Raw genomic sequence first — 20995 nt, forward strand, 5'->3', positions numbered from 1 at the left:
GAGCTGTCCCAGCGTACAGACAATCCAGCAGGGCCGAGCACCTGGCGGTATCGTAGCCGAGCGAAAGCCATAACCCCGGAGGCACGAACGGAGTGGTATGAGCGCACCACCGGGAGAATACTACACAGAGGAACGCTGGAAAAACTGGATCGAACGAATCGAAGCCGAAAGTATCGATCCCGAAGAAGAAGATTCGGCCCGTCTGTTGTTGAACCTCCAGGACGATGCCGCGATCGCCGTCGCCAAGATCGTCACCGATTACGAGGACGGCGAACTCGACACCGAGACGGCCCTGGAAGAAATCGGGTCCGTCCGCGACATCGTGCTCAAAGAAGTCGAGATGGACGACGAGGAGAAACTGATGGTCGTCGACGGCGTCCAGACGTCGCTGGTCTGTGTCTTCTATGCAGCCGAGGAGTATGTCGCCGGTGATGTCGCCGAAGCATCGATCGACGATCTCATCGAGGCAGCGGGCGACGCCGAAGCGAGCGAAGATATGGACGCCGCGCTCGGCTACTGTGTCCAGGCCGGGACGCGAATCTTCGCTGACGAAGACGAATTGTCGATGGATGTCGTCGACGAACTCGAATTCGGACTCGTCGCCGAGTGGGTCAACGGCCTCGACAGCCTCCAGACGGCACTGAGCGATCCGGAAGTCGTCGAAGAAGACGAAGACTGATCGTCGGACGCCGTCCGGCAAGCGGCACACACATTTTTATCGACGACGACGAAAGGTCACTTAATGCCGTTCCGGGACGACGACCGCGCCCAAGCGATCCAGATCGGAGCCGTCTTACTGTTTGCCGTACTGGTGATTGCCTTCTCGCTGTTTCAGGCGTTTGTCGTCCCAAATCAGAACCAGCAGGTCGAAGCAAATCACTTACAGACAGTCGCAGGCGACATGCAGGACCTGCGGAATGGGATCATCTCTATCCCGAGGACGGGGGAGGGACGATCGGTCGGGATCGCCCTGGGTACGAGTTATCCGGCACGACTGGTCGCGTTGAATCCGCCGCCGCCGGGCGGTCGCCTGCATACAGTCGGGACGAACGACGACACGATCAACGTGACAGTCGCGAATGCACGCGCAACCGACGAGGAAACGGACGATTTCTGGACCGGGACGAACCAGACCCGGTATTCGGGAGCGATCGCCTATACGCCGGACTACAGCGAATTTATCGATCCACCCACGATCGGCTACGATACCACAGCACTGTTCAGGCAGTTCGACGACGCAAGCTTGTGGTCGTCGGGACAGACGCTCGTCGATGGCCGTGAGATAACGCTCGTGGCGATCGAGGGGTCCTACGACCGGCGGTCGAGTCAATCGATTTCGCTCGATCTCGAAGCCCTCAGTGCCTCCCAGACTGACGTCGCGGTCACGAACGAAACAGGTGAGAACGTCACGATCGAGTTTGCGTCGATGCGCAACGCGAGCGACTGGCGGTCACTGTTGCGTGACTCCGGGCAATTTACCGACCAGAGCGGATATGTCGTCAGCGTCGATGGAACTTCGCTTCCTGAGGAATCGTTCGATCTGGTCTCGATCGCATTCGAGCAATCGGAGACGTACACGCTTCGGATGGCGAAGGTGGGTGTCGGAACGAACACCGAGTCGGAATCGGCCCGATATATCACAGACGTTGCCGGTGACGGAGCTTCGATCGAAGAAGGGAGTGGACGGTCGCTGATCGTCGAGACCCGCGATCAGTTCAACAATCCCGTCTCAGGGGTGGAACTGTCTGCAAGCGTCGATGCAGGCCCCGAAAACGGGAGTCTCGTCAATTCGACGGTGGTTACTGGCGCCGACGGCCGCGCCGAGTTTGAGTATCTGGCCGACGATATTACGGGCCAAGCCAGCCGAACGGTCCGGATCAACGTCAGCCTCGATGGGCAACCAACCAGCGCGTTCGATCCACAGGGGTCTGAGAACGTCTCGATGAGTGTTACGGTCCAGAACACGGACGGGAGTGGCCTGAACACGGGTGGCGGGAACGGGGCCGGTGCGTACGCGGTCGATTGGCTCGACCCGAGCGGCCAAGCGGCAATCGACTGCCCGAACGGCCCAGACGAGGTCTGTACGTTCGATGCCGGCCAGGATCTGACAGCGACACTTGCGATGGAGACGACTCCCGTTGCCCAGGATGCCGCTGTCGAATACGCGCTCAACGACACGTCGATTGTCGAGCTAAGTCGAGCGACTGGTAGCACGAACAACACAGGGAACAATGCAACGGACGTCACTGCCCTCAAGGATGGCTTTGTCAACGTCTACGCCACGAGCGGGTCCGACGGGGATACGATCCTCTTGGAAGTGATTAACACGATTACTGACCTCGTGTACAACGACGATGCCATCGCTGTGAACGGACCGGACGGCGATGGGACGACTGGTGGAGTCGAGTTAACCATGACGAACGCCTACGGACAGGACGTGATCATCAACGAAATAAAAGTAAACGAGACGTCGGGCGGGAACATCGCAGCGTTGAGTGATGACGTCGGCTCACCGAACGATGAACCGCAACGCACGGAATTATACGTCGAAGCCGATCAGAACAGCGGGTGGGTCGACATCAATGGCGGTGTCACACTACCATATCAATTCGACCTCGATACCGACGGGTTCAACAACGACGGGAATCCGCGACTGTCAAGGGGTACTGACGCACGGATCTATCTCTACGAATTCGAAAACAACGGCGGCAACGCAGTCGATATGTCCGGGGAAGCGTTTACACTCACAGTCTACTACGAAACGGCCGACGGCACCGCCCACACGAAGCAAGTTCGAGTGAACGTGCCGTAACTCCCAGGTGAAAGTCTCGTGACGGAGCCGCAAGCTGGAACACGAATGGATGCCTCGAATATCCCGGCATCTGAACGTGAGAAGTCCGAACCTCAGTTCGGTAGCGATGGTCGCGCCCAATCCGAAGTCATCGGGACAATTCTGCTCACAGCCGTCATCGTCATTCTCTCGGTCCTCGTCGGCGTCGTAATCTTGGGTACTGTCGATACGACAGACAATCCGGCAGCGAATCTGGGAGTTGACGTCAATGGAACCGAACTGACGATCAGTCACCTCGGGGGGACCTCGTTCGCGCGTGGGGACATCTCGATCGTCCTCCGAGACGGGAACACACAGCGACTCACCTTAACATCGTTCACGGGCGGTGATGGAGACGACTCGTTTAGCCCCGGCGAACAACTCTTCTACACGCACGGACTCACCGACAGCGTTCGCGTGCTCGTCGTCCACGACCCGTCGAACACGGTTCTCTACGACAAGGCCTTCGATCTTCCCGAGTCGAGTGGCCCACTCGTCTGGGCAAGTGCCGGCGACTGGGATAGGGCTGTCAGCGAGGGCGGGGTGGTCCATGCGGACTTCGGCGATCACAGCGCCGACCGCATTGACCTCGGCACGCCGGCGACTGATGATGCCCTGATCGCGTACTGGCCGCTGGACGATCCGACCGACCCAATCGCCAACGCCGCGGGGAACGATCGGGACCTCACCGTCACCGGCGACCCGGCGCTCGACCGGCCGGGGCTGTTGAACACCTCTGCCGTGCAGTTCGACGGCACCACGGACCAGCTCGAAGATCAAAACGCCGACGAATACCTCAACGGGCGGTCCGCGGTCACGATCTCTGTCTGGGTGCGATCGAACGTCACGGGTACTGACCACGGTATCCTGACCACGGCCGCGCCCGATAGCACCGACGACTACCTTGGACTGCGGTACGACGAAGATGGGTGGGCTGGGGGTGGAGACGACCTAATAAAGGGGGCCGTTTCGGTCGATGGCCGAGTGGTCCAGTTCGAGAGTTCGAGCAACGTCCAGACCACGGACTGGCAGCACGTCGTGCTGACGTGGGAGAGCGGGGAGCGCCCGCGCCTCTACCTGAACGGCAGCGAGGACGGACTCAGCTACCTCGGCGACGGCGATGGCAACGAGAACGCCTACGACAGCGGCTTCCCGACGGGCACCACCAGCGCTGTCACCCAGCTCCTGGTCGGCCAGGGCACGAAGGACGACCGCTGGGACGGCTCCATCGAGGAGCTCCGGGTCTACGACCAGCAGCTCACCGCGACGGAGGTGGCCCGGCTCTACAGCGGCACCTCGCCGGCAGCGTCAGAGGCCTGGCAGGGGAACCTGACCAGCGGCGTCAAACGGTTCGAGCGGAACGTCGATCCATCGAACCTATCGCTGACAGACGTCGAGGCGACGATTCCAACGGGAACCACTGTCACCGTGACCGTCGAATCCGACCCCGGCGACAACGGGTCGTTCACCCAGAGTGACGTGATCAGTCTCGACGGGAGTGATTCCTACGACGTGACGGGCCTGTCAACCCCGAGTCGTCACTATCGACTCGTCGTCACTCTGGCAACAGATTCGCTGACGACCGGACCCCGATTCGGTGGTGGCACTCTCGAAGGCGACTGACGGTCGTCAGATTTTTCGACAATCGACGAAGTATTGATCGACAGAAACATAAGTCACTTCGCCGTCAGTGAAACTGAACCATGACTACCGCCGGCATCGACGCCGTGGAAATCCGTACCGGCAATCTGAAACTCGACCTCGCTGAGACGTTTGCGCCCGTCAAAGACGAGGACCCCGCAAAGTACACGAAGGGGCTGGGGTTGCACGCCAGTTCGTTCCCCGACGCCTACGAGGATATCGTCACGATGGGGGCAAACGCAGCCAAGCGGCTGATGGATCGAAAGGGACTCACTCCCGAGGACATCGGCCGGATCGATGTCGCCACCGAGAGCGCGTTCGACCACTCCAAACCGGTGTCGACGTACATCGCCGGCTGCCTGGAGGACGTCTTCGAGGACGACTTCCACCACGCGAACAAGGGCGAGCGGAAGTTCGCCTGTCTGGCCGGGACCCAGGCGATCGACGACGCCGTCAACTGGGTCACATCCGGGAAGAACCGTGGTCGGGCCGCACTCGTCATCGCGACGGACACGGCACTGTACGAGCGCGGCGACTCCGGTGAGGCCACCCAGGGCGCTGGTGCGGTCGCCATGCTGATCGACGAGGATCCCGATCTCACAGTGGTCGAACCCCTCCAGGGCTTTGGCAGTGCCGACGAGACGGACTTCCTCAAACCGAACCAGCAGTTCCCCAGCGTCGACGGCAAGCGCTCGATGCAAGTCTACCTCGCCCGGATGCGCGAGGCACTCCGCGATCTCGAAGAGCAACGTGACCTCCACCCCGATGACTTCGCCGTCGTACCCTTCCACATCCCCTTCCCCGGGATGGTCCGGAAAGGCGCCGCACTCGGCTATCGCCACATTTCGCGCGGGACGGACGTCGAGGATGCGCTGGCAGAGGAAATCGGACCACAGCCCCGACCCGACGACTTCGAGGACGACGAGGCGTTCCGGGATGCACTCTCAGAATACACCGACGACTTGACCGAGACCGATCGCTACCAGGAGTGGTACGATCTGACGGTGGAACCGACGCTTGGGATCTCCCGATACGTTGGCAACTGGTACACCGGCTCGGTCCATCTCGCACGGGCCGCCGCGCTCCGGGACGCCCGCGAGAACGGCCGCGACCTGGACGAACAGCAGATGCTCGTCTGTTCGTATGGCAGTGGTGCACAGGCCGAGGTCCACATCGAGACCGTCCAGCCTGGTTGGGAAGAAGAGATCGCCCAGCTCAACGTCGAGGAGCAACTGCGCGAGCGCTACGATCTGAGCTTCACCGAGTACGAGCAGATCCACGACGTCCACAATTACGACGAAAGCACCGATATCGACGCCTTCACCACGCCCGAAGAAGAGTTCGTCTTCGACGGTTGGGGTCGAATGGGCGAGCGCAAGTACACCTACGTCGAGTAACGTCGTCGATTTTCACGCCGGGACGCCGCCGGTTGGGGTCTACCGCCCGGACGGCGGGACCGGGATGTGGTCGCCCTGGCCCATCGTATCGCGGCCGCATCCCCTCGCCGTCTTTCTCAAAACTGTTCGTCACCAGCGTCGAGTACGGCCGAAAGCTCGGTCGTCGTCGTCGCAAGCGCGAAGCCATCGACGCGTGCCAGATCGGCTGCGTGCTCCCAGACGTCCGCGTTCTCGATCCCGTGGAGGACAACCGCGTTCGGGGTGGGATTGACCACGCGCATCGCCACGAGCGGTGACTCGCCCCGAGAGACGTTCGTGAACACGAGCACCCGGTTGGAACTCTGGCCGTACAGGCGATAGAATTCCTCACTAGAGAGGCGTCTGATCGCCGCAATAGAGTCGATAACCGTCTGGCCGACGACGGTCTCCTGAGTCCCAGCCGCCAGTTGGGTTGCATCGATCGCATCGAAATAGCGCTCGATAGGGACCGCAGCCGAGAACTCCCGGAGGTCGAGCACACTGTCTCTGTCGTAGCCTGCAGAGATGACCCGTGCGTGCTGGCGGATGTGTCTCCCGCCGCGCCCTTCGTCGATATCGAGCAGTGCCTCGACCGTGCGTCTGACGACCGCGATCCCCGGATTGTCCCGCCGGCCGCTCTCGTAATCGGAGACGACGGACGGCGAGACGTCCAGTCGGTCTGCGAGTTCGGTCTGGGAGACTTCGAAGTCGGTCCGCCATTTCCGGATCGTCTCCCCTGAGCGCTCGCTACAGGCAATTTCGCCGGCGATGCGTTCGGCCAGCTGTGCACGTTCGCCCTGACTCATGGGTTGTCGTCGGTGACCTGCGGATATAACTCCTGTCGAATTGTTACTCGACTCCCGTCGAACCAGCCCTCTGGACGGAACCACTCGTCTGGGCAGATGTCCGACGATCGCCCCGAAAAAACTTGCCTATCCGTCACTCAGTACCAAACACCATGCCCTCGACGGTGGTCCATCTCGCACTTGCAGGCTTGCTCGCGGCAGGACTGCTCGGGGCAGCGTTCGATCTCCGGGCGCTTGCCGTCGTATTCGTGGCGGCGGCGATTCCCGACCTCGACGCGTTCGCAAGCCTCGTGGTCGAGAGTGCACACCGTGCCGTCCTGCACACGTTCCTGTTACCGATGGCAATCGGGCTCGTCCTCTGGTACGATACTCGCTACCGGGAGACGTCGTTCGTCCGGGCCCGCTGGGACCACACAGGCGTTCGTGTCGCCTGGGTGAGTCTCCTCTCGCTTGCGATCGCAGGCATCGGGCTAGACATGTTTACCAACGGGGTCAACGTCTTCTACCCGGTCCACGACCAGTTCTACCAGCTCGACGGCGAAATACTGCTCTCGACCCACGACGGGATCGTCCAGACGTTCGTCGACCTTTCACAATCGACGGCCGACGGTGCCAGCAGTGGCGGCGGGAGCGGCGGCGAGGTCGCCGTCGGCTCGACGGACGAGACGTTCTACAGTTCGGGCGTCGATCCCTGGGAAGGGGAGGAGCCGGCGAACGTCGAACGGACTGTCCCCGTCGTCCGGTCGGGCCAGCAACTCCTGCTCGTTGTGACGAGCGCGGTAGTCGTCGGTGGCCGGCTGATCGAGCAACGCGTCGCCGGCGAGCGGTGAACGACGGTGACCGAGCGGACGGGACGGCTACTGGGCGAAGTCCCGCCAGCGAGTCAGCCCAATCGCCACGGCGAGAAAGACCACGGCCAGGGCGCCAAGGGAGAGAAATGCCGGCCAGACGTCCTCAGTCGTCCCGTCGATCATGAGCCGGCGCAACCCGCGGTGGAACTGATAGAGTGGCAACAATCGGCCGATCGTTTGCAGCGTCTCGGGCATGATGTCCATCTCCCAGAAGACCCCCGAGAGGAACATCATCGGGAACGCGACGATCCCGCCCAGGCTCGTCGCGGCATCGGGATCCGGCAGGAGACTCCCCAGGGCCATCCCGAGCGCCGAGAAGCCAACGGCCCCGACCAGCAAGAGCGCGATCGAAAGCGGCCCTGGCACGACCGTGACGCCGAAGACGACCGCCGCGACGACCAGCATCACCCCCGTCAGGACGAGGGCCAAAAGCGACTGCTGGATAACGTTCGCGAGGATCCAGTCGCGCTTCCGTAACGGCGTCGCGGCGAGTCGTTTGAGCGTACCGTCGTCGGTGAAGCCCGCGATCATACTCGGGACAGTCATCACGCCGTTGATCAACACTAGCGTGGCGATAAACGCCGGCAGGTAGTACTCGACGGCATCCAGCCCACCCGGTCCCCTCGTGGCCGAGGCCATCGTGACAGGCGGCTCCTCGACTCCGATCGCCGCCTGATTGAACTCCGCGACGACCTGTGCGAGGATTCCTCGGACGACAGGTGCCGATTCATCGTCAGGCGGCGCGTACAATTGCACCGTGGCACCGGTCGCGTTGGTCCCATTCATCTGTTCTCCGGCCGTCGCGAGGCCGCGTTGAATCGACTGTCGCTGACTCGCGTTCAACTGTCCCTGGACGGCTGCAACGGTGTCTCTGACGATCACCATCCGGGCACGCCCGGCCTGCTCGCGGACATCCTCGCCAAAGCCATCAGGAATCACCAGCACGCGACGAGTGTCGTCACTCTCAGTAACATTTTGGGACGCGTTGACATGCGTGACTGACAACGGATCGACGCTCTCTATGCTCTCGGCGAACTGTGCGGACAGTTCCGTGGGTTCGCCGTCGGGACCGAGATCCTGATTGTGCACGGCAATGCCGAACGCGGGCGCGCTGGCAGCGAAGACGCTGCTGAAGATCACCAACAGGATAATAGGAAAGAGGACGACGAAGAAGACAGTCTCCCGGGAACGCGACCAGTCTTTCAGGAGTGCGATCAAGAGGGCGAAAATGCGCGTCACGACAGCTCACCGCCTGGCTCCGGCGTCGAACCGGCCAATCGCAAGAACACGTCCTCCATGCCCGCACTCACCAGATCGATCGCCCGGTCGTCGCCTTCACGATGGAGGCGACTGAACGTCTCCTGTGCTCGCTCGCGGTCCTCGAAGAGGCCAACCACGTCGCCCTCGTCAGTCCGGTACGTGTCGGTTGCATCCGCCGCGAGGATCTCCTCGATCGTGTCGTCGTCAGTCGGTTCGTCTCGGCGGCCGTCGGCCCTGACGACGACTTTGATCGCACCGCCGTAGCGTTCGATCAGGTGCGGAACGGTGTCGACAGCCTCGATCGTGCCTTCGAGCAACAGGGCAGCCCGGTCGGCGAGTTGTTCGACTTCCTCCATGTAGTGAGTCGTCAGAACGACCGTCGTCCCGCGGTCGGCCAGCGCCTCGATCCGGTCCCAGGTCTGGCGGCGCGCGTCCGGATCCAGGCCGGTCGTCGGTTCGTCGAGGAACAGCACGGACGGGTCCCCGACGAGCGCCATCGCGATTCCCGTCCGACGCTGTAGCCCGCCAGAGAGGGCCTCGAATCGACGGTCGGCCCACTCCGCCAAATCGAGTTCGGAGAGGACTGTCTCGACAGCGAGACTGTCGGTGTACAGTTGCGCGATGAGTGTGACGTTCTCCCGGACCGTCAGTCGCTCGAAGGTGTGAAACGACTGGGGGACGACGCCGATCTCGGCTTTGATCGCACGGCCAGCAGTTCCAACGTCGTTCCCCAAGACCGTGGCCGACCCACCGCTTGGCGTCCGGAGACATTCGAGCATCTCGACGGTCGTCGTCTTGCCCGCGCCGTTGGGTCCGACGAGGGCGAAAATCTCCTCCTCGCGGACCTCGAAGCTAACACCGTCGACGGCTGTTGTCTCTCCGTATGTTTTCTGTAAGTCTGTGACGGTGATGACCGCCCCAGCGGTTGGACTCTCTGGTACAGTCATTGGATCGCACGCTCTTGGCACGCTGACATCCGTAATCGTCTGTCACTATTGCCGGTAAACCTTAAAACTAGATGCAGACCGGTTCCGAGGAGATCCGCTCCGCAACATCTAACCGCCGTTCGCTCCAGGGTTCGGCAATGACTGACTGGACGGAAAAACACCGCCCATCGACGCTCGCGGAGGTGCGGGGCAACGACAAGGCCCGCGACGCACTCGCCGAGTGGGCCGAAACCTGGCCCGACCACCGCGAAGCCGTCATTCTCCATGGCTCGCCGGGCGTCGGAAAGACCTCTGCAGCCCACGCCCTTGCAGCCGATTTAGACTGGCCGACCATCGAGTTGAACGCAAGCGACGCCCGGACGAAAGCCGTCATCGAGCGCGTCGCCGGCGAAGCGGCCAAAAGCGGGACGCTGACCGAAGGCGGGGCTGGTCGACGCCTCCTCATCCTCGACGAGGCGGACAACCTCCATGGGAACGCCGATCGCGGAGGGGCACGGGCGATCACCGGCGTGGTCAACGAGGCCAGCCAGCCGATGGTGCTGATCGCAAACGAGTTCTACGAGATGTCAAATGGCCTCCGGAACGCCTGCCGCGACATCGAATTTCGGGACGTTTCGACACGCTCGATCGTCCCTGTGTTGCGAGATATCTGTCGCCAGGAAGATGTCGGCTTCGAGGACGACGCCCTGCAGAAGATCGCCGAGGCCAACGACGGCGACCTCCGGGGAGCGATCAAGGACTTACAGGCGGCCGCGGACGGTCGGGAGACGATAACTGCCGAGGGCGTCGTCACTGGCGATCGTGACCGGACGACGGGTATCTTCGACTATCTGGACGCCGTTCTCAAGGAAGCCGATGCCCAGCAAGCCCTGGAGGGATCCTACGACGTCGACGAGACGCCCGACGACCTCATCTCCTGGATCGAAGACAACATGCCAAAGGAGTACGAGGGCGCGGAACTGGCGCGGGCGTATCGGTCGCTATCGACTGCAGATCGCTGGCTCGGCCGGGTTCGGGCCACCCAGAACTACTCCTTCTGGCGGTACGCCGCCGACAACATGACGGCCGGCGTGGCGGCCGCCCGTGACGGCAAGAAAAGCGGGTGGACGCGCTATGGGCCACCGAGTTACTGGTCGAAACTCGGCCGGACAAAGGGGGCACGCGGGACCCGCGACGACGTGGCGCGGGCGATCGCCCAAACCAGCGGCGTCAGCATGAGTACGGCCCGCCGGAAGATCCTTCCACATCTGGAAGTCATCACCCATCACTGCAAGAACCGCGAGGCGACGGTCGCGATGGCCGCCGCCTACGATCTGTCGGCCGAACACGTGGCTTTCGTCACCGGGAGCGGCGAAGACACGAACAAGGTCCAGTCGATCGTCGAAGACGCCCACCAATTGCGCGAGGAAGCTGCCGTCGAGGGCTCTGAAGGGGCGTTCGAGCCTGGTTCAGATGAAGGCGATCCAAGCGACGAGGCCGAGAGTGCCGCCGAGGGAGACACCAGAGTGACAGCCGCGGACGAGGACGATACATCGACGAGTGTCGAGCGTGACGACGCGAGCGATTCCGGTCAGAGAGATGCCCAAGAGAACGAAGACGACCAGCAGACCGGCCTCGGCGATTTCGTCTGAGGCTGAACGTTGCCCGGCCGATCCGGAACAGCTCCGGTGGTTCGAGTAGCTGATGGCTGGACGATTTCATTGTCGCTACCCTTCTGAACGTGCTAAGAGCGGAGCCTAGTGTGCCGGATCCGCACTCCGCCAGGTCCCGATCGCACTCCCGACGAGTGCGCCGAAGACGACGAGTCCAGCGAGCAGATAGACGATCCGATGGATGGTCGACCCGGCAAGCAGGTGCCGGCCCAGATAAACCGTCGGCACCAGCGCGACGATCGCGACGACGGGCGCAGTCCGGTAGGCCGCCGGAAACGCCCGGCGACCGACGACCACCAGGGCGATCACCGAGAGTACCAACACGAGCAGGACAGCGTACTGCAGCGTCTGGAGGACTGGCGTGTAACTGCTGATGAACGGCGGCGTCAACAGGACTTGCACGGGAAAAAGCAGGAGAGCGAGGACGGCAGCACCTTTCAGCTGCGGAGTGTGGATTGCATCAGCCCAGGACGCGACCAGCGCGAAGGCAAAGGCCCCAAAGATCGTAAAGGCCGTCCAGAAGTGCGCCGTCAAGATTGGAAACGTGAAGTTGACGACTGTCTGCTGGCCGAGCAGGACTTGCAGCGGCGTCAACAGCGCCCCGACGATCAACGCGTTCCGGATCTTCGGTGCCACGTCTCGTCGCCAGGCTTCGAGTGCCGTCCCGACGATGAACAGGCCACCGACGCCAGCGACGACCCGGTGGATCCACTCGAAGAAACTCGGGAACGATTCGGGAAAGAGGTTCAGGATGCCGCCGTCACAGACCGGCCAGCGAGCCTGACAGGCCAGCCCAGCGCCGTAGGACTTCGTTGCGACTCCGAGAAGGATCGTCGCGAAGACGAACGCTGTCGTGACAGCAACGAGAGAGCGAAACCGCCGGTCCATGCGCGACCGTTCGGTCGGGTCCCACTTAGCCTCCCGCATTCCGGCCGATCGGTCGGTTCGACACTGGCCGGCAGGCAATCCTTTTTGGTACTGGCTAACAGGCATCTCGCATGGGACTCGAAGACGACGCCCTGGAATATCACCGGCGCGACCCGCCCGGGAAACTCGAGATCGCCACGACCAAGCCGACCAACACCCAGCGGGATCTCAGCCTGGCGTACTCGCCGGGCGTTGCCGGTCCCTGCCGGGAGATCGACGCCGATCCGACCGATGCCTTCGAGTACACCTCGAAAGGGAACCTCGTCGCCGTCGTCTCCGATGGCAGCGCCACGCTCGGACTGGGGGACATCGGGCCACTCGCCTCGAAGCCGGTCATGGAAGGCAAGGGCGTGTTGTTCAAGCGATTCGCCGATATCGACGTCTTCGATCTGGAAGTCGACGTCGGCTCCGCCGAGGAGATGATCGGCGTCGTCGAGGCACTGGAACCGACCTTCGGCGGCGTGAACCTCGAAGACATCGCTGCCCCGGCGTGTTTCCGGGTCGAAGAACACCTCAAGGACTCGCTGTCGATCCCCGTCTTCCACGACGACCAGCACGGGACCGCGATCATCAGCGGGGCGGCACTGCTGAACGCCACAGATATCCTCGGCAAAGCCATCGACGACCTCGAAGTCGTGTTTTCGGGTGCCGGGGCGAGTGCGATCGCCACAGCTCGATTTTTCGAGTCACTCGGTGTTCCCGCGTCCGGAATCACGATGGTCGACTCGGGCGGGATCGTCACCGCGGATCGAGCGGCGGCCGGGGACGTCAACGAGTACAAGGCCGAATTCGCGAGCGATCGACCGGCCGGGGACCTGGCCGAGGCGATGGTCGGGGCGGACGTCTTCGTTGGCCTGTCGGTCGGCGGCATCGTCGATCCGGAGATGGTGGCCGCGATGGCCGAAGACCCGATCGTCTTCCCGATGGCCAACCCCGACCCCGAGATCGACTATCCCGCGGCCAAGGCGGCCGGCGAGGGGACTACGGTCGTCGCGACGGGCCGGTCTGACTATCCCAACCAGGTCAACAACGTCCTGGGCTTTCCCTTCATCTTCCGTGGGGCACTCGATGCACGGGCCAGGACGATCAACGAGGAGATGAAAGTCGCCGCCGCCCAGGCCCTTGCCGCCCTCGCCCGCGAAGACGTCCCGGATGCGGTCGTGAAAGCCTACGGCGGCGAGGCGATCCAGTTCGGCCCGGAGTACGTCATTCCGAAGCCGCTGGATCCACGCGTGCTCTTCGAGGTCGCCCCCGCCGTGGCACGAGCAGCCATCGAGTCCGGCACGGCGCGACAACAGCCAGATCTGGACACTTACGTCGAGGGGCTGGAAGCTCGTCTCGGGAAATCCCGCGAGATGATGCGGGTCGTCCTCAACAAAGCCAAGAGCGATCCAAAGCGGGTCGTCCTCGCGGAGGGCAACGACGACGCGATGCTCCGGGCGGCCTACCAACTGGCGGACCGCTCGATCGCCGACCCAGTGCTGGTCGGAGACCGAGAGTGGATCCGATCGAGCGCCGAACGGCTCGGGCTCTCGTTTACCCCGGAGGTGGTCGATCTCGACGACGAAGACGTCGAGCGATACGCCGATCGGCTCTACGAGCTCCGCAAGCGAAAGGGGGTGACACGCCGGGAAGCCCGTGATTTGCTCGCCAATGGCGACTACCTCGCCAGCGTCATGGTCGAAGTGGGCGACGCCGACGCGATGCTGACTGGCGCGACCAACCACTATCCGTCGGCCCTTCGGCCGCCACTGGAAGTCATCGGCACGGCACCCGACGCCGAGTACGCCGCAGGCGTCTACATGCTCACGTTCCGCAATCAGGTGCTGTTCCTGGCCGATACAACTGTTAATCCGGACCCAGACGCCGAGGTGCTGACAGAGATTACGCGCCACACTGCCACACTCGCCCGGCGGTTCAACGTCGATCCGCGCGCCGCACTACTCTCCTACAGCGACTTCGGGAGTGTCGATGACGAACGCACACACGCCCCGCGGGAGGCCGCCCGCCGGCTCAGGGCTGACCCGGAAGTCCAGTTCCCCGTCGACGGCGAGATGCAGGCGGATACGGCCGTCCTCAGGGAAATCCTCACAGGAACGTACGAATTCTCCGCTCTCGACGATCCGGCCAACGTGTTGCTCTTCCCGAATTTGGAGGCTGGCAATATCGCCTACAAACTCCTGCAGACGCTCGGCGGTGCGGGCACCGTGGGGCCGATGCTTGCAGGCATGAATCGGCCAGTCCACGTCGTCCAGCGTGGTGACGACGTCGAGGATATCGTGAACCTGGCTGGCGTCGCCGTCGTCGACGCACAGGCAGCCAAGCACCGACAGAAGTGACGGCCACCGGAACCCGAATCAATCGTCAGCCGCCCGGTCAGATCGTGAGGGGGGAGGGACACGCTGGTCGGTTGCCGTGGGCGGTTCCGGACGCAGACAGCGCTCACGCTCGTCGTTGACGTGGGCGTACTCCTCGGGCGCGTTGGCCAGCGGGTGGGCCGGATTGACGTCCGAGGCGATACGGGCGGCCCGGAGGGAATCGAACTCGCGCATTCGTGCCCGGATACCGCGCCAGTGGTGTCGAGAGGCCGGCGGGATCGACAGCGTGTGTGGGGACTCGGCGACCGGATCCTCGAAGGCGAGCATCGCGGCGTTGACGTTGCCGGCGAGGTCGTCGTGATCGATGAGAACACCGATCTGTGCTCGGTTCGGTGCCCTGGCTGCGAGGACATCGAGGCCCAAATGGAGGGCTCGATACTCCGCGACGTTGTTGTCCGGCACCACGTCCGGCACCGAGAGGCGAGCGACACACTCGCCGTCTCGCGTTTCGATCACGACACCGAGGCCACCTTCGGACTCGCGAAACGACCCATCGGTCGCGAGATAGAAGTCCCGGTGATGGGTCCGTGGCGGGTGAGCGATGTGTGGCGTCGGAGAATCGTCGAACAGGTCACGGAGTGTCGGCCGGCCATATGCGGCCATGTCTATCGGTCACGGTCGAGCCCTTGTAAATCTTCCTTGGATGCTAACTGTTGACAAACAAAGTGCTCAACAGTAGTCGAGACGTTCTTGCGTCCGCCGACCGAAAGCAATCGGGATGACAGCAGATCTCTTCTCACCGCTCGAACTGCGTGACGTGACGGCTTCTAACCGCGTGATGGTCTCGCCGATGTGCCAGTACTCGTGTGAGGACCGCGATGGGGTCCCAACCGACTGGCACCAAACTCACCTCGGGAGTCGAGCTGTCGGCGGTGCCGGAATCGTCATGTCCGAAGCGACGGGTGTCGAGCCCCGCGGGCGGATCTCACCTGAAGACACCGGCATCTGGTCGGCCGAACAGATCGAGGCGTGGCGACCGATCACCGACTTCATCACCGAACAGGGGTCCGTCCCGGCGATCCAACTCGCCCACGCCGGTCGGAAGGCCTCGAAGAGCCGTCCGTGGGACGGCAGCGAACCAGTCCAGCCCGCGGACGGCGGCTGGGAGACGATCGGGCCGAGCGGACAAGCTTGGCCGTACGACCAGAAAGCCCCGCCACATCAGCGGCTGGACCAAGCAGCCATCGAGGACGTGATCGATGCGTTCCGGACGGGTGCCGAAAACGCTCTCGAAGCCGGCTTCGAGATCGCCGAGGTGCACGCTGCCCACGGCTATCTACTCCACGAATTTCTCTCACCAGTCACCAACGACCGCGACGACGCGTACGGCGGTGACTTCGAGTCCCGGACGCGACTGCTCAGAGAGGTCGTCACGGCTGTCCGTGACGTCTGGCCGGAGGAAAACCCTATCTTCGTGCGCATTTCGGCGACCGACTGGCTCTCGGATCGGGACTCTTGGACAGTCGATCAGTCCGTTCGACTGGCGGGCGACCTCGCCGATCGCGGCGTCGATCTTATCGACGTGAGTTCCGGCGGCATCGCGCCGGCGTCTCACCCCGACGACGCCGGCCCCGGCTATCAAGTCAGCTTTGCCGAGCGCATCGACGAGGGGACACCCGAGTCCCTGGTAGTCGGTGCCGTCGGCGCAATTACGGAAGTGCGAGGAGAAAGCCCCGTGCTTTAGCGCGGGGATGAATCCGACACTCAACGACACAAACCCCGTTGACAGCACGGCCTGATATTCCAACAGATACTTATTACAGCCCATTCAATTACATTTGTAATGGTCACGGTGACTGTCACCGCGAAGTTCCACAACCCATCCCTCTCACGGCGCAAAGAGTGGCAACACGCCTCTCGACTCTACCGTGACACCAAACAGTTCTGTATCGACGGATGGGAGAGTGGCGACTTCGGCAAGTCCGTGACCACGGCCAGCATCGACAACGACCTCTACTCGGCTATTCAGAACCAAGCCATTCGAGAGGCGAAATCCGACCACAGCAAGGACGGAGAGGTTCGCTACCGAGAGAGTCAACCGTTCGCCGTCAACAACCAGAACTGGGAAATTGACACGACCGATAACGGCACGGTCGTCGTCGGCTTCCCGTGTGTTTCCCAGTGGTGGTACACCCCGATAGAGGTGTACGACGACATTGCCGACCCAGTAGACCGACTGGTCGAGGGTGATGCAAAGAAGACCCGCCTACAGGTCTACCGTCGCGGGGACGACTGGTACTGTACGTTCAATATCGAATACGACGCCGACACGTCGGGCGAGACGCCAATCGGTGTCGATATTGGCGAACGGCATATCCTCGCTGTGACGGCCTACGGCGAAGACGAGTCGATGCTGGTGTCTGGTGGTGAGGCGAAGTACGTTCGGCGCAAATATCGTTCCCTACGCGATTCGCTATCGGAAGCGGGTGCGCTTCGCGCACGAAACCGCGTGGGTGACAAAGAACGGCGTCGAATCAAAGACTTGAATCACAAACTCTCCCGTCGCCTCATCGAGTTCACGGAGCAGTTCGAGAATCCCGTTATTCGGATGGAAGACCTCGAAGGCATCCGCGAAGACAGTTCATGGTCGGGCGTCCACTCGTGGCATTTCCACAAACTCCAACAGTTCATCACGTACAAAGCCGAACGCGCTGGTATCCGCGTCGAGGCGGTCGATGCGTACCATACGAGCCAGCGGTGTTCGGAGTGTGGGTCGATGGGAACCCGTGACGGCGACTACTTTTCGTGTTCGGAGTGCGACCGTGGACGACACGCTGACCTGAACGCTTCGGAGAATATCGCACAACGGGAGGGAGAACCATGCACGGCGTAACAGTTCGGCTGACGCGAACCGTGCTACCTCGCTGGTTGAATAGCCAGCCGTCTTCGACGCTCGCTGTATGCGGGGAGGAAGGCCCCATTGACAGGGCTACACGCGCTGGAAAGCACGTCCTTGGTCACAACTGGACGGCTACCGCTGACGTTCCACGCGAAAGCGTACTTGAGAACCGAGGAAACGCGCAACCTGAATATCCCCTTCGGGGAATCCTCGCCCTTTAGGGCGGGGAGGATGTCAAGACGCCACAACAAGCCACCCAGTTGATCGAGAACGGACGGGCCGGCCTGGCGATCGTCGGGCGTGAGCACCTCCGCGATCCGTATTTCACCATTCGGGCCGCCGACGAACTCGATGCCCTCGATCGCGTCAGGGTGCCACCGCAGTACGACCGGGCGTTCTGAGATAGTCTTTTGCCAACGGCGGTCATCATCGCCGGCATGGTCGACCGGATCTTGTTTCCGACGGATGGCAGCGCGGGGGCGATGGCAGTGCTCGAACACGCCCTCGACCTCGCAACCGACCACGAGGCGAGCGTCCACCTGTTGACCGTCGACGAGTCGGGATTCGACTCTGCGGAACTACTTGCCCTCGCCGGCGACCGCGCGCGGGAACGTGGACTCGAGCCCGAAACAGTTCGTCGAGAGGGAGAAGTCTATCAGGAAATTCTCGCGTATGCACAAGAGGCAGCCGTCGACGCGATCGTGATGCCGACCCACGGCCGATCGGGACTCGAACGACTGTTGCTTGGCAGCGTCACGGCCCGGATCATGCGTCTCGCGGACATCCCGGTGCTGACGGCGACGCCGGATGCGGAACTGCGCTACCCGTACCGACGGATTCTCGTCCCGACCGACGGAAGCCAGGCCGCCCAAGCAGCGGTCGAAGTGGGGGCGACACTCGCTCGCGTCGCGGCTGTCCCGTTGGCAGTGCTGTCGGTCGTCGAACAGACACAGCTCGGAGCCACCGTTCGTTCGACGACGAGTCGCGAGCACATGGAAGATCGCTCGCGAACAGCCGTCAAAGAAGCGACGGAGACGGCACGATCCGCAGGCGTTTCGGATATCTCGACAGCCGTCGTAACGGGCCGGTCGATCCCCGAGACGATCCGGTCGTACGTCTCAGACCAACACAGTGATCTGGTCGTGCTTGGCACCCACGGTCGGACCGGATTGGACCGATATCTCTTCGGGAGTACCACAGAGGCACTGGTCCGCACAGCGACGGTTCCAGTGATGACTGTGCGTCCGCCAGACAAGTGGAGTGGCTGACTATGCGTGTCAGTGGGCCTTCCAAATCGACCGCCATGTCGAGATATCGACGCGGTGCCCTATCGAATCTGGAGCTGTGCGATCCCGATACCGTCTGTCGATCACGCGCGCAAAATCACTCGTGATAATCTGGCCGACAACCTTTTTACCGAAATCACCCACGCTGGATATGTGGCACCGCAAGGTGCCCACTTTCCCCCCACCCCCACCCCCCACCCCACTTTACTTTCCGCTCGCTCTGTACTGACTGGGCTGGTAGTCTGTCAGAGCCAGACCAGTCGCTCAGTGTCCGGCTCAGCGGAGAACGAACCAAACAGCGCCGGTCGACAGTACCTCGGGTCAGTAACTTCGATCGACCGGTTCGTAGGATTTGCTCTCACCGTCGAGGATAACCGGCACGTAATACAGATCCAGGTCGCCGTCGTTCCAGGCGATCATCGTGTGTTTGAGCCACTCGTCGTCTTTGCGGGTCTGGTGTTCGGCCCGCCAATGAGCCCCGCGGAACTCAGTTCGAGCGAGTGCTCCCAGCGCGATCGTCTCGGCGAGGTCGATGATATTGCGCGTCTCTAAGGTGTGAATGAGGTCGGTGTTGAACGTCCGGGACGGATCCTCGACGGCCACGTCTTGGTAGTCCCGCCGGGCATCCTGTAAGTCTTCGAGGGCCGTTTCGAGGCCCTCTTCGGTCCGGAAGACGTTGACGTTTGCTGTCATCGTCTCTTGGACCGCTGCCCGGATATCGGCGTGGTTTGTCCCATCGTCTTCGAGCAGGGCCTCGATCCGCTCGCGTTGGGTCTTGACTTCGTGCTCGACGACAGCCGTCGGATCGGCGAGCGAACCGCCATCGGCAACCGCGTCCTCGTCGGCCCCGTCGATCGGCGTGTCGACTGCACCAGGCTCGACCGCTGGACTCACGTCACCGGCCTCGCTCCGGGCCGAGTGGCCGGTCGGGATCTCTGCCGTCTTCATGTCTCGGCCGGCGGCGTGATAGCCCGCGCGCTTCCCGAAGACGAACAGTTCGGGCAGGGCGTTGCCACCTAACCGATTCGCACCGTGAACCGAGACGCAGGCACACTCACCGGCGGCGTACAGCCCGTCGATGCACGTCTCGCCGTTCTCGTCGGTCTCGATGCCGCCCATCTGGTAGTGCTGGCCGGGTTTGACCGGCATGGGCTCTTCTAAACCATCGACGCCCTCGAAGTCCGCCGCGAGGTGGAGGATGTTCTCTAAGCGATCCATGATCCGCTCTTCACCCAGATGGCGCATGTCGAGGTGGACGTATTCGTCCTCGACACCGCGACCCTCGTTGATCTCGGTGAGTTCTGCCCGCGAAACCACGTCACGCGAGGCGAGTTCACCCTCGTTGTTGGCGTAACCGCGCTCGAACATGAATCGTTCACCCTCCGAATTGTAGAGGATCCCACCCTCCCCGCGGACGGCCTCGGAGATGAGGACGCCCGTCGACGGGAGAGATGTGGGATGGAACTGCACGAATTCCATGTCTTCTAAGGGCACGCCGGCACGGTAGGCCATCGCCTGGCCGTCGCCAGTGTTGGCGACGGCGTTGGTCGTGTGGTCGAACACCTGCCCGAGTCCACCGGTCGCCAGGATGACGCCATCGCGAGCACGGAATCCCTCGACTGCGCCGGTCTTGATATCGTAGGCGGCGACACCGTGACAGGTCCGGTCCTCGGGATCGTCTTCGTCAGTCACCGCGAGATCGGTGACGTACCACTCCTCGTAGACCTCGATCCCGCGCTTTACCACCTGCTCGTACATCGTGTGCAGCAGGTGATGGCCCGTCTCCGCACCGGCGTAGGTCGTCCGTGGATACGAGAGGCCACCGAACGGACGCTGTGAGACCGTCCCATCCTCCTCGCGGGAAAAGGGCATCCCCCAGTGTTCGAGTTGGATCACGTCCTCCCGGGCGTCTTTCGTCAGGGTCTCGATCGCCGGGGCGTCCCCCAGGAAGTCAGACCCTTTCATGGTGTCGTAGGCGTGATCCTGCCAGGAGTCCTCGTCCTGGAGAGCGGCGTTGATCCCACCCTCGGCCGCGCCTGTGTGGCTGCGGACTGGGTGGAGTTTCGTCACGATGGCTACGTCAGCCCCTTCCTCTCTGGCCGCGATCGCTGCTCGTAACCCCGCGCCGCCCGCACCGACGACGATGACGTCGTGTTCATGCAT

The 20995-nt window shown here is 62.6% G+C and carries 15 protein-coding genes and 2 pseudogenes; 11 read left to right on the top strand and 6 right to left on the bottom strand.

Annotated elements, in window-relative coordinates:
- The first annotated feature begins 97 nt into the window (after window positions 1–97).
- From Hrd1104_RS05950 to hmgB, 4 genes are all read left to right on the top strand, one after another.
- Window positions 98–679: a DUF2150 family protein gene (locus Hrd1104_RS05950; protein ID WP_154551883.1), complete on the top strand. Its 582-nt coding sequence runs from the start codon at window positions 98–100 to the stop codon at window positions 677–679.
- A 63-nt stretch (window positions 680–742) separates the two neighbouring features.
- Window positions 743–2812, top strand: coding sequence for a hypothetical protein (locus tag Hrd1104_RS05955; protein WP_154551884.1), 2070 nt, complete (start codon window positions 743–745; stop codon window positions 2810–2812).
- 45 nt (window positions 2813–2857) lie between these two features.
- Window positions 2858–4453: a LamG-like jellyroll fold domain-containing protein gene (locus tag Hrd1104_RS05960; RefSeq protein WP_154551885.1), complete on the top strand. Its 1596-nt coding sequence runs from the start codon at window positions 2858–2860 to the stop codon at window positions 4451–4453.
- An 80-nt stretch (window positions 4454–4533) separates the two neighbouring features.
- A complete protein-coding gene (gene hmgB / locus Hrd1104_RS05965) occupies window positions 4534–5868 on the top strand; it encodes a hydroxymethylglutaryl-CoA synthase (RefSeq protein WP_154551886.1) in 1335 nt (444 codons plus the stop codon).
- A 116-nt stretch (window positions 5869–5984) separates the two neighbouring features.
- On the opposite strand, the gene Hrd1104_RS05970 is transcribed toward hmgB, so the two are convergent.
- On the bottom strand, window positions 5985–6692 hold the full coding sequence (locus Hrd1104_RS05970) for a helix-turn-helix domain-containing protein (RefSeq protein WP_154551887.1): 708 nt from the start codon (window positions 6690–6692) through the stop codon (window positions 5985–5987).
- Window positions 6693–6844: 152 nt separating this feature from the next.
- On the opposite strand from Hrd1104_RS05970, the gene Hrd1104_RS05975 reads away from it, so the two are divergent.
- A complete protein-coding gene (locus Hrd1104_RS05975) occupies window positions 6845–7522 on the top strand; it encodes a metal-dependent hydrolase (RefSeq protein WP_154551888.1) in 678 nt (225 codons plus the stop codon).
- A 27-nt stretch (window positions 7523–7549) separates the two neighbouring features.
- Here the strand turns inward: Hrd1104_RS05975 and Hrd1104_RS05980 are convergent, their stop codons facing one another.
- Entirely contained in the window at window positions 7550–8782 is a 1233-nt protein-coding gene (locus tag Hrd1104_RS05980) for an ABC transporter permease (RefSeq protein WP_154551889.1), read from the bottom strand.
- Window positions 8779–9750 (bottom strand): ABC transporter ATP-binding protein, encoded by a 972-nt coding sequence (locus tag Hrd1104_RS05985; protein ID WP_154551890.1) that lies wholly within the window; start codon window positions 9748–9750, stop codon window positions 8779–8781. Before Hrd1104_RS05985 ends, Hrd1104_RS05980 begins: the two co-directional genes overlap by 4 nt.
- 137 nt (window positions 9751–9887) lie before the next feature.
- On the opposite strand from Hrd1104_RS05985, the gene Hrd1104_RS05990 reads away from it, so the two are divergent.
- Window positions 9888–11381: a replication factor C large subunit gene (locus tag Hrd1104_RS05990; RefSeq protein ID WP_154551891.1), complete on the top strand. Its 1494-nt coding sequence runs from the start codon at window positions 9888–9890 to the stop codon at window positions 11379–11381.
- Between the two features lie 105 nt (window positions 11382–11486).
- Here the strand turns inward: Hrd1104_RS05990 and Hrd1104_RS05995 are convergent, their stop codons facing one another.
- On the bottom strand, window positions 11487–12290 hold the full coding sequence (locus tag Hrd1104_RS05995) for a COX15/CtaA family protein (protein ID WP_154551892.1): 804 nt from the start codon (window positions 12288–12290) through the stop codon (window positions 11487–11489).
- A 110-nt stretch (window positions 12291–12400) separates the two neighbouring features.
- Here Hrd1104_RS05995 and Hrd1104_RS06000 point away from each other — a divergent pair, with 110 nt between their 5' ends.
- Window positions 12401–14668, top strand: coding sequence for an NADP-dependent malic enzyme (locus tag Hrd1104_RS06000; protein ID WP_154551893.1), 2268 nt, complete (start codon window positions 12401–12403; stop codon window positions 14666–14668).
- A gap of 18 nt (window positions 14669–14686) precedes the next feature.
- Here the strand turns inward: Hrd1104_RS06000 and Hrd1104_RS06005 are convergent, their stop codons facing one another.
- Window positions 14687–15310: a ribonuclease H gene (locus tag Hrd1104_RS06005; RefSeq protein ID WP_154551894.1), complete on the bottom strand. Its 624-nt coding sequence runs from the start codon at window positions 15308–15310 to the stop codon at window positions 14687–14689.
- 115 nt (window positions 15311–15425) lie between these two features.
- Here Hrd1104_RS06005 and Hrd1104_RS06010 point away from each other — a divergent pair.
- The 4 genes and pseudogenes from Hrd1104_RS06010 to Hrd1104_RS06025 form a co-directional block, all read left to right on the top strand.
- Window positions 15426–16361 (top strand): annotated as a pseudogene (locus tag Hrd1104_RS06010) (NADH:flavin oxidoreductase/NADH oxidase); the annotation flags it as partial.
- Between the two features lie 129 nt (window positions 16362–16490).
- Window positions 16491–17540: an RNA-guided endonuclease TnpB family protein gene (locus Hrd1104_RS06015; RefSeq protein ID WP_154551896.1), complete on the top strand. Its 1050-nt coding sequence runs from the start codon at window positions 16491–16493 to the stop codon at window positions 17538–17540.
- 272 nt (window positions 17541–17812) lie between these two features.
- Window positions 17813–17947 (top strand): annotated as a pseudogene (locus tag Hrd1104_RS06020) (NADH:flavin oxidoreductase/NADH oxidase); the annotation flags it as partial.
- Between the two features lie 36 nt (window positions 17948–17983).
- Window positions 17984–18814: a universal stress protein gene (locus Hrd1104_RS06025; RefSeq protein ID WP_154551897.1), complete on the top strand. Its 831-nt coding sequence runs from the start codon at window positions 17984–17986 to the stop codon at window positions 18812–18814.
- Between the two features lie 339 nt (window positions 18815–19153).
- Here Hrd1104_RS06025 and Hrd1104_RS06030 read toward each other — a convergent pair whose 3' ends face one another.
- Window positions 19154–20995, bottom strand: a complete 1842-nt coding sequence (locus tag Hrd1104_RS06030) for an FAD-binding protein (protein ID WP_154551898.1) — start codon at window positions 20993–20995, stop codon at window positions 19154–19156.

The sequence above is a fragment of the Halorhabdus sp. CBA1104 genome (assembly GCF_009690625.1).
Classification (GTDB): domain Archaea; phylum Halobacteriota; class Halobacteria; order Halobacteriales; family Haloarculaceae; genus Halorhabdus.